Below are 14523 nucleotides of genomic sequence, written 5' to 3'. Positions count from 1 at the left end.
ACCGCTTACGCTGGGAGACAGGATCACCAGCGAAAGGGGCTGCGGTGGCGATCAATTCCGGTGATGAAGCACCTATCGGTGCTCGAATCAAGAAGCTGCGTGAGCGGGCGGGTATGTCCCGTCCTGTGCTGGCCGGTTTGGTGGGCCGATCTGCCGAATGGCTCAAGGCTGTTGAGAACGGCCGTCTACAGCCGCCACGGCTTCCGATGTTGCTGCGTATCGCGCGTGCGCTCGAGCTGAAGGATCTCGCCGAACTCACCGGAAACGGCCATGCGATTCCGGTATCCGTGTTCGCCGGTGAACAGCACGCTGCGTTGACCGATGTGCAAACGGCCTTGACCGATTATCACCTTGCACTGCCGTCGTCCGCGGTGAATATCCGGCATCTCGAAGAGAGGCTGCGGCAAGCATGGGCGGTGCGTCACGCCAGCCCGGATCACCGCACTCAACTCGGCGCGCTGCTTCCGGGCCTGATCAAGGATGCGCAGGGGGCAGTACGGTCGGGCGGAGACAACCTCCGGCAGGCAAGGCGTGTACTGGCCGGGGTCTATCAGCTGGCGGACTTCTACGTTGCGTACCAACCGGCCCCGGAATTGGTCTGGCTGGTGGCCGACCGCGCCCTCTCCGAAGGCTGCGCGGCCGATGACCCATATGTGATCGCATGCGGGGCGTGGGCGATGACCCAGGCATTGCGGGATTCCGGGCGATGGGAGGAGGCGATCGCGCTGGCGCGGTCTGCGGCCGAGCGGCTGACCCCTTACCTCGACCGCGACCGGACACCGGATGACTGGCGCGGAATCCACGGTGCGCTGCACGCGGAGGTCGCCTACGTCCATGCTCGCCGCGGGCGGCACGGCGATGCCTGGGCATACTGGGAAAAAGCGGACGCAATCGCGCAGGCGCTCGGCCCGGAGTATCGGCATGTGCAGACGTCGTTCTCCATCCCGGTGATGACGGCGCAGGCAACGACGCTGGGAGTCGAGCTGCGGCGCTCGGGCGAAGCGATCCAGTCGGCGCGCTCGTTCGATGCCGACGCGATAACCTCGATCCCTCGCCGGAGCAGGCATTTCATCGAGGTCGCCCGCGCCTATTTCCAGCGCGGCGAACGCGTTGCCACCCTGGCACTCCTGGACAAGTCGGCGCGAACCGCTTCGGAAACGATCCGCTACAACGGGTATGCCCGGCAGATGCTGCACTCGCTGCGGGAGAAACCACCGTCGGGAATGCGCACCGAGGTCGCCGAACTGTGCGATCGGGCCGGGCTCATGCCCGCAGCCTGACAGGCCGGATATCGGGATCATCCGCGACAAACAGTACGTTCCACCGGAAGCTCTCGACCCGTTCAGCCCGCCGCCCCGCAGGGGCAGGGTCCATTCCGTCGGCCGGCCGGTGAGATCGCCGATGAGGTCGAAATCGCGGTCGTAGTGCAAGACGGTGAGTCCTGTGAGCTCGGCGGTGGCGGCGATGATGAGGTCCGGTAGCGGGCGGCAGTGTTGCCCGCGTCGAGCGAGTTGCCGTTGGACGTCGGGAGCTATTTTCATCGCCCGCGCCGTCGGTAGCTGGCCCAGGGCAAGGCTTCCAGGGCGGTACCGGGGCGCAGGTAGTCGCTGCTGTTACGGGCCGAGTAGAGCAGTTCGAGGGCGATCATTTCGCAGACGGCGAGCCGCAGTTCAGCAGGCGCAGGATCTCGACGTGTAACCGAACTACAACAGAGCCTCAGCGCAGCAGGACAGCGAGCACTTCGGGGGCGGTGAAACGTCGGCCGTAGGTCGTTTCTCCGTGCTGGAGAAGAATGCCCATGTCGGTGAGCTGCCCGACAAGTCTGTTGGCCCTGTTGTAGGTCACGCCGAGATGCCGTTGCACGTTGCGGACGGTAAAGATCGGCTGCTCGAGTGCGTAATCGATCAACCGCATGGCGTTCTCCGCCCGGAAACCGGCTGCGCGCAGTCGGCATTTCAAGTCGTGTTGGATCCGGATCAGATCTATGAGTTGAGCAGCGGTGGCGTTCGCCGCCGACGCGACTCCCTCGGCGAAGAACCGGATCCAGCCGTCCCAATCGCCTTGCGCGCTGACTGCCAGGAGCTTGTCGTAGTACTCGGCCCGCCTGGCCTCGAACCACGGCGACACGGTGAGGGTCGGTTCCGATAGAACTCCGGACCGGTGCAGCTGGAGAACGATGAGCAGGCGTCCGATCCGGCCGTTACCGTCATTGAACGGGTGCAAGGTCTCGAACTGATAGTGCGCCATACCTGCCATGACCAACGGGTCGATGTCGTCGTTGGGGCGCATCACCCAATCGACCAAGTCGCGAACCTGGGCTTCCAGATCGATTCCGGGCGGCGGAGGGATGAAGCGGGCGTCGTGCACGCGTGCGCCACGGTGGCTCCCGATGACCACCTGGGAGGTGCGGATCCGGCCGGCTTGGCCGGTGTCGGCAGGTGTTCCCTCCACCAAGGTGCCTTGGAGTGACTCGAGCATCCCCACGGTGAGCGCCCGGCCTTCACCGATCCACTGAAAAGCCTGATCAGCAGCGATGACGTAGTTGAACACCTCGCGCATAGCCGCGTCTGCGGGTTGCTCATCGGTATCCACTCCGAGAACTTCCTCCAGCGGCGCATAGGTTCCTTCCAGCGCGGAGGTGCTCTGTGCCTCTTGCCGGAGCGTCGGCTGCCGCAGCAGAGCCGGGTTTGGGAGCTGACGCGCCGAAGCATCGAGTGCGGCCAGCGCCGCCCGGGCGTTGGCGACAGCATTGAAAGTCCGAACGCCGAGCACGGGCGTCCGGTCCGGAAGCGGGTTCGGCACATAGGCAACATGCGACCACTCACCCCACCGCGGATCAGTTCCGCTGATCGGGACAAGCACACCCATAGGGCTGTCTGTGAATATTTCGAGCCGCACAATCTCACTCTACTGGCGGTTCAGTTACATTTCGAGCGGTTTCAGAGGCCGAAATACAACTGATCTTTCCGGAAAACGCGAAGATGGCCGCACTGAAGCAGAGGCCGTCTTCAGACGAGGTTGCCCCATTTGGACTGGATCACATCTCCGCGCGGCGCCGCACCCGCGCCTTGCCAGCGGTGGTAATTGCTGTGTTGACGGATACTCTTCGGCTGATTCGCAACTCGTTCGAAAGGCGAACAATGATCTCGAAGAAAGTCGTCAGGGCCGTCGTCGTCTCGGCGCTGCCGCTGATCGCCACCACCGTCGTCGCCGGAGGTGCGTCCGCCGGCACCGGGTCGATGACCGAAACGCGGGCTACCCCGGTCGCCGGTCTTCCGCTGGAGGACCCGCAGGACGTCACAACGAACCCGAACGCCCAGTACCCCGACCCAGTGCTGAACGGTGCTGCGTTGGGAGCCGGGATCGGCTCGGCGGTCGGATCGGCCACCGGTTCCGGTGGGCCGATTCTCGGTGGACTGATCGGCGCGCTGGTCGGTGCGATGAATCCCGACGTCGTTCCCCAGGTTCTTCCCTGAACCGACTCGGGTAGCCGATTCCGTCCAGGTCCCTGCCCGAGACGAGCGGCTACCCACCGGCACACAAAAGAAGGCGGCCCCGGGAGGGACCGCCTTCTGTGATGCACTGACCGCCCTGAAGCGGGCGGGTTTACTAGTCGCTCTGGAAGTAGCTCAGCAGGCGCAGGATCTCGACGTAGAGCCAGACCAGGGTGACCGTCAGGCCGAGCGCTACACCCCAGGCGGCCTTGGGCGGGGCCTGGGCGCGAATCAACTGGTCGGCGGCGTCGAAGTCGAGCAGGAAGCTGAACGCGGCGATGGCGATGACCACCAGGCTGAAGATGATCGCGACCGGGCCGCCGTCACGCAGGCCGAAACCGCCGTCGGTGAAGAAGCTCGCGATCAGGTTGCCGACCACCAGCACCAGGATGCCGATCATGGCGCCGATGAGCATCCGCGTGAACCGCGGCGTGACCCGGATAGCGCCGGTCTTGTAGACGACGAGCATGCCCGCGAACACACCGAAGGTGCCCAGGACGGCCTGGCCGATCATGCCCGCGCCGCCCGCGCCACCGAAGGTGATATCGGTGAACATGAACGACAGGGCGCCGACGAACACGCCCTCGGCGACCGCGTAGGAGAGCACGATCGCGGGATTGTCCATCTTGCGGCCGAAGGTCGCGACCAGGACGAGTACCAGGCCGATGATGCCGCCGCCGATGACGAACATCGGCGCGAGCGCGGTGTTGGCGCTGGTCAGAATGTAGGTGACCAGCGCGGACAGCGCGAGCACACCCAGCGTGATCCCGGTTTTGGTGACCACATCGTCGATGGTCAGCGACCGGGTCGGCGCCTGCGGCGGGTAGGGCTGCTGCTGATACTGCGGGGGATACTGCTGGTTGCCGTACTGGTAACCCAGCTGTCCCGCGCCGGCAGCAGCCGAGCCGAAGCTCGCGTAGCCGGTTTCCTGCTTCGGCAGATTCTTGAATACCGGATTGCTTGTGGCGCGCACCGCAAATCCCTTTCTCGGAGTTCGTTGGCCATACCGGAGCACGACCGTCGGCTCGAGCTGTTACTCGATATCCAACTGTCCGTCCAACGAGCACCACCCCTGGCGGAGTTCCCGGGACGTACCGAAAAGACAGACAAACCGGACCTTACCGCCGACCGGGCCGCCGTGGGTCACGGACCGGTCCACGAAATGGATCCGGTTGTCCGCGCCCGACCTGGGGCGGACCCGGGATATCGACTGCGCGCACAGTGGCGAATCCGATAACGCGAGGCCATTACCTATCACCGGGACAACGACTGCTCCGTCACATCACCATCATGAGGATCACGATGATGATCACCAACCCGATCAGCAGGCCGATGGTGACGGCCACGGTCGGGCTGGGCGACTGCCCGCCGCCACTGCGGCCGATCTGCTGCGCGGGCGCCGGCGCGGGGTGCGCGGGTTGCGACTGAGCGCGGCGGGGCAGCGGGCCGGAACGGGGGCTGCGCAGCCCGGCGGCGGAGTTACGGGCCGCCCAGGCGGGGATGGTGCCGTCTTCGGTGCGCACCGGGGCGCCGAGGATGTTGTCGGCGGCGCCGGGGCCGAACGCCGCGGCCAGGATCTCCTCCCGTGCCTGCGCCATACTGGGGCGGCGCTGCGGCGCCGGTTCCATCATGTGCAGCAGCACACGGGTGAGTACGCCGCTGCGCGTCGGCGGGTTGATCTGCGCCATGGCGGCACGTTCCACGATCGCGTCGCTGTCGTCGTCCATACCGAACGGCGGCTGACCTTCGATGGCGGTGTAAAGGGTGGCGCCGAGGGAGAACACATCGCTGGCGGCGGTGGGCTGGGCGCCGCGGGCCACCTCCGGTGGCAGGTAGGCCGGAGTCCCGGTGATCATGCCGTCGGGTTCGTCGGAGGCCTCGGTGACGTTGCGGGAGATACCGAAATCGCTGAGCTTCGCCATCCCGACCCCCGGCCCCCGGTCGGCGACGAGGATATTGCCGGGTTTGATATCGCGGTGCACGATCCCGACCGTGTGCGCGGCGGCGAGCGCGTCGGCGACCTGCGCACCGATCTGCGCGACCTCGATCACCGGCAGCGCGTTCACCAGGCCGAGCGCCCGGGCGACACTGCGGGAGGGCAGATGCTCCATCACCAGCCAGGGTTCACCGGCTTCGAGCACCACGTCGTAGACGGCGATGGCGTGTTCGTGGGAGAGCTTGGCCGCGACCCGGCCCTCGTGCACGATACGATCGCGGACCTTGCGGGCCTCCGCTTCGTCCAGGCCCGCCGTGGACAGCACCTGCTTGATGGCGACGTCGCGGTCCAGCAGCCGATCGTGTGCCAGCCATACCGCACCCATACCGCCACCGCCGAGTTTCGACTGCAGGCGGTACCGGCCGGCCACCAGATAATCGGGACCGACGATGGGACGGGGGCGATCGATCATGCTGTGGAGACTAGTCGAATTCGATGGTAGCTGGCCGGTTTCGGGGACGGCGGCCGGTGACACGTGACGGCATTCACTACAGCAGGTCGTAGTTGTTCCGAGCGAGCTTCCCGGGACGAACTTCCAGCGATAAGCTATCGAATGTATGTTCGATACAGAGAGGGTCGGCTTCGCCGGTTCGGCGCCGTGCCGGTCCCGGACTCCGCGGAGCGGGATCGAGACGAGCGAAGGGAAACCGAGTCCGAAAAGGGCCCACCCGCGAGCTGAACACGCGCCATGGACAGGAGCGCAGGAGTGACGAACCGAGATCACCGGGGCCCCGAAACCGAGGCGGCACGAGTAGGCACCGCACCGCAGTCGAAGGCCAGCGGCGCGCGACTTCGTGAACTGGCGGAACTGCGCCGGGCGCGGGCGAGCAGCGGATGTGCTCGCGGGTCCGGCCCGGCACCCCGCAGCGCGACCGGCACCCGGGCGCCGGTTACTCCGGCCTCGACAGTCCGGCGCGAGACTCTTCCCGTACCGGCCGCTCTCGCTCCGCTGCTGCCCGACCGCGGCCTGGTCAAGGGATCGGTGGTGTCCTACAAGGGTGCCGGAACACTGCTGGCCGGTTTGCTGGCCGCCGTCACCGGGCCGGGCGGGCACGCGGCCGCGGTCGGCCTGCCCCGGCTCGGTTTGCTCGCCGCCGCGGAAATGGGCGCCCGGCTGGACCGGCTAGCGGTGATCCCCGACGCCGGCCAGGACCCGATGGAGGTGGCGGCGGTGTTGCTGGACGGGCTGGACCTGGTGGTACTCGGTCTCGGCGAGGCTGAAGTCCCACCTGCCCGCGCCCGGGTGCTCGCCGCAAAAGCCCGCGGAAAAGGGGCCACGCTGCTCGTCACCGGAGGTAACTGGCCCACACCGGATCTGAGCCTGGAAAGCCGCGTGGCCGGCTACACCGGCCTCGGTACGGGAAGTGGGCGGATCCGTTCCATAAGCCTCGATATCGAAGTCCGCACCAGAGCCGGGAGCCCGCGCCGGGGCCGGCTTGCCGCGCGCCCGCTCGGCGGTCGCGTGGAATGGATCGCCCCCGACGAGAAAGTCACCGCACACACCCCGGAACAGCCGGAAACACCAGGTCAGGAGGATTCTGTTGCTTCCTGACCCAAGCGTGCCCCGAGCCCACAGTCCGTGCCGGGACTTTCCTCCGTCCGCCGGCAGGCCCGCTCGGCCGGTCCCACCTGCGCTCAGCACAGTCACTCGTTCGTCCGGGCCGGGTAACCACTCGCCTCGGACAACCGGACCGCACACCGGTGAACCTGCCCGAGCGTCCCGGCCGCCCAGCGGCGCACCAGCCCGGATACCCGGCCCCCGATGCGGCGGTGAACTCCCCCGAACCACCCGGCGATCCACCGCGTTCGATCAGGCACTTCCGCCGCGCCATGACGAGTTCGCCCGCACGCACCGGTCGCCCCGCGTCGTATCCACGCGACGCTCCCGCATCGGATCCACGCGACGCTCCCGCATCGGACCCACGCGACGCTCCCGCATCGGATCCACGCGACGCTTCCACCTGATCGGCGACGCCGTATGCCGGTGCGCTTGCGGATCTTCCGGGAACACTCGCACAACCATGAGGAGCGAGTCGGCGACCGTTCCGGGGCGGGAAAATCCGGCGCAGTGGACCACGGTGTCGATTGCGCCGAGATCGGCGACGGTGTCGAAGAAGGCGGCGCCCCGCCGAGGCGGACGGGAGGCCCGGTGAACCCGCGCCCGGCCGCACGGGTGCTGGCGGTGTGGTGCCCCGACTGGCCCGCGGTTGCGGCGGCGGCCGGGGCCGGACTGTCCGCGGAACAGCCAGTGGCGGTTTTGCATGCGAACCGGGTCGTCACCTGTTCGGCCACCGCCCGCGAGTCGGGGGTGCGCCGCGGTATGCGCAAACGCGAGGCACAGAGCCGCTGCCCGGAACTCCATATCGCCCAACCCGATCCCGACCGTGACGCGCGGCTGTTCGAACCCGTCGCCGCGGCCGTCGACAGCTTCGCTTCCGGGGTCGAGGTACTGCGCCCCGGATTGCTCGTCCTGCCCGCGCGAGGTGTGATCCGGTATTTCGGATCGGCCGAGGCGGCCGTGCGGCAATTACTCGCCGCGGTGGCGACCGCCGGAGTGGAGGCCCGGATCGGGATCGCCGACGAACTCCCGACCGCGATCGTCGCCGCCCGGCATAGCACCCTCGTACCGCCCGGCCGGGACGCCCGGTTCCTGGCGCCCCTGCCGATCACCGAACTGGCGGCCGAACCCGGCCCCGCGGAACGCGAACGCGCCGCACTGCTGGACCTGCTGCACCGGCTGGGACTGCGCCGCATCGGGGATTTCGCCGCCCTGAGCACCGCCCAGGTCACCTCACGGTTCGGTGCCGACGCGATCGTGGCGCACCGGCTCGCCCGCGCCCTGCCGGATCGTCCGCCGGCGCCCCGGAGCCTGCCCCCGGATGTGGCGGTCCGGCTGCCGTGCGAGCCACCGATCGACCGGGTCGACACCGCGGCCTTCACCGGCCGGCTACTCGCGACCCGGCTCACCGCGAACCTGTCGGCGGCGTCCCTGGCCTGCACCCGACTGGAGGTCCGCGCGGAAACCGAGGCCGGAGAGGAGCTTTCGCGGGTCTGGCGCTGCGCCGAACCGCTGACCGCCGATGGGGTGGCCGATCGCGTGCGCTGGCAGCTCGACGGCTGGCTCACCCGGCCGCCCGGCGCTCGGCCCACTGCCGCGATCAGCGTGCTGCACCTGATTCCGGTGGAGGTGGCGCCGGCCGCCGCCCTGCAGCTCGGACTGTGGGGCGATACCGGGTCCGGCGACGAACGTGCCCTGCGTGCGCTGGTCCGCGTCCAGGGCCTGCTCGGCGGGGACGCGGTGCGGGTGGGTGTACTCAGCGGCGGCCGCGGCCCCGCGGAACGGGTCACCATGGTCACGTTCGGCGACGAACCGGCCCCGGATACCGATCCGGCACCCCCCTGGCCCGGCCGGATACCGGAACCGGCTCCCGCCGTCATCATGCTCGACCGGCCGCGCGTCGCACTCGAGGCAGCCGACGGAACACCCGTGCGGATCACCGAACGCGGCCTGTTCAGCGGCCCGCCCGCACGGTTGCGCTGGGGCCGGTCCAGCTGGCGGCTCACGGCATGGGCCGGGCCCTGGCTGCTCGACGAGCTCTGGTGGGCGCCCGGCGCGGCACCGGCCGCCCGCGCCCAGGTGGAACTACCGGGACCGCACAGCCTGCTACTGCTCGCCCGGGACGATCAATGGTGCGTCGAAGGTCTCTACGACTGACCCGATCAGTACGCTTCGCACGCGTCGAACGCCGCGTCCTTGTCCCCGTTGAACGAATCGATCTCACCGTTGATCTCGTCCACCGAAGCATTGCGTTCCAGGAGATCGGCGAGGGTTTTCAGGTTGTCCCGGTAGGTGCGCATCGGCGCCGAGACATCGTTGGGAACATCGGGGCTGAGTTCCTCGTCGATCTTGCCGGCGGTATCGCGCAACGCGGTGATCGCGGCGCCCTTCTTGGCCTCCACATCCGGCGCGTTGTTATCGCTGGCGTCGATATAGGCGTTGAACGCGTCGACCGCCGGATTGTTGTGGTCACGCAGTGCCTCACAGACATCGGTCGCGGCGGCCGCGGCCGCGGCCGCCCGCGACGACGACGCCGCGGCCGACGAAGATTTGATTTCCGATGTGTACAGCTGCAACTCGGTCTGGTTCACCTCGGCGGTACCGGACACCGTGTTGGAGCAGGCGGCGAGGAACCCGCCGGCGATCAGCGCGGTCAGTGCGGCGGCGAGACCGGCTCGTTCGAATCGTCGCATCGATCTGAAACTCCCCTCGGATGCCCACGACCCCGTATTCTCGCCCCGGCGCGCCGGACATCTGAGCCACCGGTGCTGACAACCGTACTGTGTCGAGACGATTCTCGGCGGCCCAGGCCCGCATTGTCGATCAACCGATACCCGCGCCCGGAGCCACTAACCGGTGGCGATGTCGACGACCAGGCGGTTCGGCATGGTGGCCGCCGAAACGGTGAAGCCCGGTTCGTCACCGGCGACTCCGATGAACGACTGGGTGATGCCCTCGAACACCGTCGTCCGGTACACCCCGGCGATACCGGGGACCGCCGGATCGGTGGCCGGGTCCGGGCCGGCATAGGGCGCGACCCCGCTGTCGAACGGGTAGGCCGAGCCGGTGATCCGGACTTCGAGCACCGAATCGCCCGCCACCTCGAGCTCCCGGCCGCTACCGTCCTGCACGGCGCGACCGGTGTACCACACGCTCCACCCCGGCGTTCCCGGCCCGCCCAGGTAGTACTCGACCCGGTCGAAACCGGCGTGGTGGCTCAACCGGATATCGGTCACGGTGAGCATGGCGTCCGGGGATGCCTCCGCCTGCTTGGGCACCGTATCGTCGGGCGCGGGCACCGGCTCCCCGGGCAGCGGTACCGGCGGTACAGGCAGCCCCGGGACGGCCACTTCCGAACTGGGTACCGCCGGACTCACCGGCGAAGAGCTAACCGGCGGTGTCGACCCCGAATCGGCGCACCCGGCGAGAGCCACCGATATCACCGCCACCACCAGAAATCGCCCGGTACGCATATCGCCGATGCTAACCGCAGCGGCCGCTGTCCTGCGATAACGCCAGCTCTCACGGTGTGGCCCGGAGCATCGGCCGCCGGTCGCGCCCGGCACATACAACGATGCCGGGGCGAGCGTATCGGCCGGGGTGCGCGGGGGCGCCCGGCAACGATCTAGCACACTTGTCATGTGCGAGACGTGGAGGACCTACTAGGACGATTGCGCCGTTTCCCGGATGTGGAAGCCGCCAACCTGTATGCCGTCGATGCCGCGGACCGTCTCATTCTCGACGTGGCCGCCGATACGCTCGCCACCACCGAGCCCGGAAAAGTGGTGGTGATCGGCGACAACTACGGCGCGCTCACCCTCGGCGCCGCAGCCACCCACGATCTGCACCGCCTCCGCGTCCACCAGGACCTGCTGACCGGTGAACTCGCGCTCGCCGCCAACGCCCGCGCCCACGGACTGGGCGACCGCTACACCGCGCACGCCCTCGACGAAAATCTGCTGCGCGACGCCACCGTGGTCCTGCTGCGCCTGCCGCGGGTCCTCGCGGGGCTCGCCGAAATCGCCGATGCCATCGCCCGGCACGCCCACCCCGAGGTCCAGGTGTTCGCGGGCGGCCGGGACAAGTACCTCACCAAGGCGATGAACGATGTACTGGGCGAATCCTTCACCGAAGTGCGGGCCAGCCGCGGTCGTCAGAAATCGCGCACCCTGCTGGTCAGCGGCCCCAAACCGGTGGGCGATCCCCGGTTCCCGCTACGAGAGCACATCGGCGAAATAGGCATCGATGTGGTCGCCCACGGCGCCGCGTTCTCCGGGCCGCGGCTCGACATCGGCACCCGGTTCCTGCTGGAACACCTGCGAGCCATGAAACCCGATGCCCGCGACGCCATCGACCTCGGTTGCGGAACCGGGATACTGGCGGTCGCGCTCGCCCGGTCCCGGCCGGGAATCGCGGTCGTGGGCACCGACCAGTCCGCCGCGGCGGTGGCCTCGGCGACCGCGACCGCCGCGGCCAACGCCGTCACCGGCCAGGTCACCGTGGTGCGCGACGACGCCATGTCGGCCGCCGCCGACAACAGCGCCGACCTCGTGGTGTGCAATCCGCCGTTCCATGTGGGCGCCGCCGTGCACACCGGGTCGGCGATCAAGATGTTCGCCCGGACCGGCAAGGTGCTGCGGCCGGGCGGCGAACTGTGGACTGTCTACAACAACCACCTCAACCACCGCACAGTGGTCGAACGCATGGTGGGCCGCACCGAAGTGGTGGGGCGGAACCGGAAGTTCACGGTCACGCGGTCGGTGCGAGGGTTGCACGGATTCGAGGGGGTCACAACCGGTGTCGGTGTTTGATTGCGCCACATCCAGTTCCGCTTCGCCTGCTCCGTCGATCTGAGATCAAGGGCCCAGCCATGTAGCTGAACAGCGCGGCGATTACCTGGCGCAGCGCTGTTGTCCGCGCCGTCGGGGGTAGACCATCCGTAGAAGGGCGGGGCTGTGATTTCGGAGCCGCTGCGCGGCTCGAGGGTGGGGCCCTTTCAGGCCCGGTTCTTCACGCCTCCGCTACGCTCCCCCGCTCCGTCGCTCCAGAACCGGACGTGTCCCACCCAGGGGAGGTGAATGGTCCTGGGGCGAGAGGGCAGGGGCGAGCCATCAGTCGATGCGGCGGCGGTGGGCCCAGCGGGTCAGGGCATTGCGGTTGGACTGCTGGGTTTTCCGGAGCACGTTCGAGGCGTGGGTTTCCACGGTTTTCACCGAGATGAACAGTTTTTCGGCGATCTCCCGGTAGGTGTATCCGCGGGCCAGCAGTCGCAGCACTTCGAGTTCACGCGGGGTCAGCGAATCGAGTTCGGGGTCCAGGGGTGGTTCGGGGACCGGTGATTTCCCGGTGAACGAATCCAGTACGAAACCGGCCAGGCGCGGACTGAAAACCGCATCGCCACCGGCCACCCGGCGGATCCCGTCGGCCAGTTCGGCGCCGGAAATCGTCTTCGTCACATAACCGCGGGCGCCGGCCCGGATCACGGCGATCACGTCCTCGGCGGCGTCGGAAACACTCAACGCCAGACATACCGGCCCACTGTCGATCCCGTTCAGCACCGCCACACCGCCCCCGGCCGGCATATGCACATCGAGCAGCACCACATCGGGTGCGGCGGCATTGATCCCCGCCACCGCCTCGGCCACACTCCCGGCCTCCCCGACCACCTCCATATCGGCTTCCCGGCCCAGTTCGGCCCGTACCCCGGACCGGAACACCGCATGATCATCGACGAGAAAAACCCGCACGCCCGCCCTTTCTGTGTATCGATGGCGCCGCCCTCGGGCCCCACCGGAGACTACCCACGGACGGCGAACCCGGTTCGCTGCCGGCCGGGCACGGACGGTAACGAACCGGGCCGGCCTCACGACCGGCCGGCAAGCGGCCGCCACCGTGACTGGTGATAAGCGATATCGGCGGTCAACGAACCTCCTCGCGGCGGGTCTCCGCGCCGTGGAGCACTTCGGGCCGCGCACCGGTGGTGTGGGCGAAATCCGAATCGTGCGCGACCCCGGCAGGTTCGGGTGACGGTTGTCGGGCGGCACCGTCGTCACGGGGGCTCTCCGGGGACCGGTCACGTCCTGGCTCTTCCTCATCGGCGCCGGAATCGGTCCGGGGCAGCAGGATCCGCACCTCGGTCCCACGTCCGGGTTCCGAGACGATCTCCACCGTCCCCCCGCGCCGCTCCACCCGGGCGCGAATGGAGCGGGCCAGACCGTGGCGGTCGGCGGGGACCGTATCGGGGTCGAAACCGGTACCGCGGTCGCGGACGAACACACTGACCTGGTGTGGTTCCGTCTCGGCGAACAGGTCGATCTCGGCGACGCCGGCATGTTTGGCGGCGTTCACCAGCGCTTCCCGGGTGGCGCCCAGGACGGCGGTGAAATGTTCTTTCGGCAGGCCGGACCCGTTGTCGGCGCCGTCCATCGCCACATCGCCCACGGTCACCGGGGTGACCTTCACACCGTGCTGGTCTTCCACCTCACCGGCGATTGTGCGCAGCGCCACCGCCAGACTGGACTCGGCCGGGCCGGCGTCGGCGAACAGCCAGCGCCGCAGCTCACGTTCCTGGCTGCGCGCCAGCCGCAGCACCTCCTGCTGATCGCCGGCCTGCCGCTGGATCAGCGCCAGCGTCTGCAGTACCGAATCGTGCAAGTGGGAAGCGATCTCCTCGCGTTCCTCGTTGCGGATACGGGCCGCGCGTTCGGCATTGAGCGAATGCATCATCCGCAGGCCGAGCGGGACCATCAGCAGGCCCACCCCGATCAGGGTCGCTGCCACCGCCAGTAAAGCCGAACCGAGCGAACCCCAATCGACCTGCGACAGCACCACCACAGCCAGACCGGCCACCACCAGAGTGACCCCGGCGATGATCCGCGACCAGGTGACCACCGACGGCTTCGCCGGTATGCCGATCAGCGACCGCGGGCCGTCGGCATCGTATTCGCGCCACACCAGCGCCGCGCCCACCGCGATCACCAGCAGCGGCGCGATCACCCGGGCCGCCGTTCCACTGAACGCCCACGACACCGCCACCGACAACCCCAGGCCGAGCAACGCCAGCCCGATCGCCTGACGACGTTCCGTACCGGAGGGGCGGGCGTCGTCGCCACCGCCGGGCGTGAAGATCCACAGCAGTCCGTAGGCGACTATCCCGGCTCCGGCCAGAGCGGACAGCAGCACGAACGCCATCCGCACCTTGAGAACGTCGATCCCGAGATGGTCGGCCACACCACCGGCGACCCCGCCCACGATCCGGCCGCCGGATCGGCGCACCAACCGCCCGCCCGCGATATCCGGGTCGGCTACGGGCCGGTCGGCGCCCGGGGCGTAGAAGGCAGGTCCGAACGGGCACATGTCTTCGATACTGGCACGTCCGCAACCCGCCCGGCCATGGGGAAACACCCTGATCTGTATCCCTGGCGCCGCCGAGGAGGCCGCTCGGTTCGTTCGCGCCCGCTGCGTGTCCGGGCCCG

General features: G+C 68.4%; 12 protein-coding genes and 1 pseudogene. 5 read left to right on the top strand and 8 right to left on the bottom strand.

Annotated features, from left to right (window positions below):
- Positions 1–44: 44 nt before the first annotated feature.
- Complete coding sequence (locus IU448_RS16445; protein WP_195056510.1) at positions 45–1280, top strand: helix-turn-helix domain-containing protein; 1236 nt, start codon at positions 45–47, stop codon at positions 1278–1280.
- A gap of 93 nt (positions 1281–1373) precedes the next feature.
- Here IU448_RS16445 and IU448_RS28985 read toward each other — a convergent pair.
- A pseudogene (locus IU448_RS28985) lies at positions 1374–1532 on the bottom strand (PIN domain-containing protein); the annotation flags it as partial.
- A 184-nt stretch (positions 1533–1716) separates the two neighbouring features.
- Positions 1717–2868: a Fic family protein gene (locus IU448_RS16440; protein ID WP_195056509.1), complete on the bottom strand. Its 1152-nt coding sequence runs from the start codon at positions 2866–2868 to the stop codon at positions 1717–1719.
- A gap of 113 nt (positions 2869–2981) precedes the next feature.
- Between IU448_RS16440 and IU448_RS16435 the strand changes: the two genes are divergently transcribed.
- The gene (locus tag IU448_RS16435; RefSeq protein WP_195056508.1) at positions 2982–3476 is read left to right on the top strand and encodes a glycine zipper domain-containing protein; all 495 of its coding nucleotides are present in this window, start codon (positions 2982–2984) and stop codon (positions 3474–3476) included.
- A 133-nt stretch (positions 3477–3609) separates the two neighbouring features.
- Here IU448_RS16435 and IU448_RS16430 read toward each other — a convergent pair whose 3' ends face one another.
- Together IU448_RS16430 and IU448_RS16425 are read right to left on the bottom strand one after the other, a co-directional pair.
- Positions 3610–4467: a Bax inhibitor-1/YccA family membrane protein gene (locus IU448_RS16430; RefSeq protein WP_195056507.1), complete on the bottom strand. Its 858-nt coding sequence runs from the start codon at positions 4465–4467 to the stop codon at positions 3610–3612.
- A gap of 304 nt (positions 4468–4771) precedes the next feature.
- A complete protein-coding gene (locus IU448_RS16425) occupies positions 4772–5902 on the bottom strand; it encodes a serine/threonine-protein kinase (protein WP_195056506.1) in 1131 nt (376 codons plus the stop codon).
- Between the two features lie 294 nt (positions 5903–6196).
- Here IU448_RS16425 and IU448_RS16420 point away from each other — a divergent pair, with 294 nt between their 5' ends.
- Complete coding sequence (locus IU448_RS16420) at positions 6197–7042, top strand: hypothetical protein (RefSeq protein ID WP_195056505.1); 846 nt, start codon at positions 6197–6199, stop codon at positions 7040–7042.
- 426 nt (positions 7043–7468) lie between these two features.
- Positions 7469–9205: a DNA polymerase Y family protein gene (locus tag IU448_RS16415; protein WP_195056504.1), complete on the top strand. Its 1737-nt coding sequence runs from the start codon at positions 7469–7471 to the stop codon at positions 9203–9205.
- A gap of 5 nt (positions 9206–9210) precedes the next feature.
- Here IU448_RS16415 and IU448_RS16410 read toward each other — a convergent pair whose 3' ends face one another.
- Both IU448_RS16410 and IU448_RS16405 read right to left on the bottom strand, forming a co-directional pair.
- Positions 9211–9741 (bottom strand): hypothetical protein, encoded by a 531-nt coding sequence (locus tag IU448_RS16410; RefSeq protein WP_195056503.1) that lies wholly within the window; start codon positions 9739–9741, stop codon positions 9211–9213.
- Positions 9742–9897: 156 nt separating this feature from the next.
- The gene (locus tag IU448_RS16405; protein ID WP_195056502.1) at positions 9898–10521 is read right to left on the bottom strand and encodes a hypothetical protein; all 624 of its coding nucleotides are present in this window, start codon (positions 10519–10521) and stop codon (positions 9898–9900) included.
- A 168-nt stretch (positions 10522–10689) separates the two neighbouring features.
- On the opposite strand from IU448_RS16405, the gene IU448_RS16400 reads away from it, so the two are divergent.
- Entirely contained in the window at positions 10690–11859 is a 1170-nt protein-coding gene (locus tag IU448_RS16400) for a class I SAM-dependent methyltransferase (protein WP_195056501.1), read from the top strand.
- A gap of 300 nt (positions 11860–12159) precedes the next feature.
- Here IU448_RS16400 and IU448_RS16395 read toward each other — a convergent pair whose 3' ends face one another.
- A complete protein-coding gene (locus IU448_RS16395; protein WP_195056500.1) occupies positions 12160–12795 on the bottom strand; it encodes a response regulator in 636 nt (211 codons plus the stop codon).
- A 172-nt stretch (positions 12796–12967) separates the two neighbouring features.
- Complete coding sequence (locus tag IU448_RS16390) at positions 12968–14404, bottom strand: ATP-binding protein (RefSeq protein WP_195056499.1); 1437 nt, start codon at positions 14402–14404, stop codon at positions 12968–12970.
- Between the last annotated feature and the right edge of the window lie 119 nt (positions 14405–14523).

The sequence above is a fragment of the Nocardia flavorosea genome (genome assembly GCF_015477805.1).
GTDB classification, from domain to species: Bacteria; Actinomycetota; Actinomycetes; order Mycobacteriales; family Mycobacteriaceae; genus Nocardia; species Nocardia flavorosea_A.
Note: the sequence above shows the minus strand (reverse complement) of the source record. Positions and strands in the feature narration are given on the sequence as shown.

Excerpts from the sequence above, each read along its gene's own strand:
- IU448_RS16435 (WP_195056508.1), top strand. The coding sequence starts at position 2,982 with ATGGCCGCACTGAAGCAGAGGCCGTCTTCAGACGAGGTTGCCCCATTT.
- IU448_RS16415 (WP_195056504.1), top strand. The coding sequence starts at position 7,469 with ATGCCGGTGCGCTTGCGGATCTTCCGGGAACACTCGCACAACCATGAG.
- IU448_RS16440 (WP_195056509.1), bottom strand. The coding sequence starts at position 2,868 with ATGGGTGTGCTTGTCCCGATCAGCGGAACTGATCCGCGGTGGGGTGAG.
- IU448_RS16390 (WP_195056499.1), bottom strand. The coding sequence starts at position 14,404 with ATGTGCCCGTTCGGACCTGCCTTCTACGCCCCGGGCGCCGACCGGCCC.
- IU448_RS16410 (WP_195056503.1), bottom strand. The coding sequence starts at position 9,741 with ATGCGACGATTCGAACGAGCCGGTCTCGCCGCCGCACTGACCGCGCTG.
- IU448_RS16425 (WP_195056506.1), bottom strand. The coding sequence starts at position 5,902 with ATGATCGATCGCCCCCGTCCCATCGTCGGTCCCGATTATCTGGTGGCC.
- IU448_RS16405 (WP_195056502.1), bottom strand. The coding sequence starts at position 10,521 with ATGCGTACCGGGCGATTTCTGGTGGTGGCGGTGATATCGGTGGCTCTC.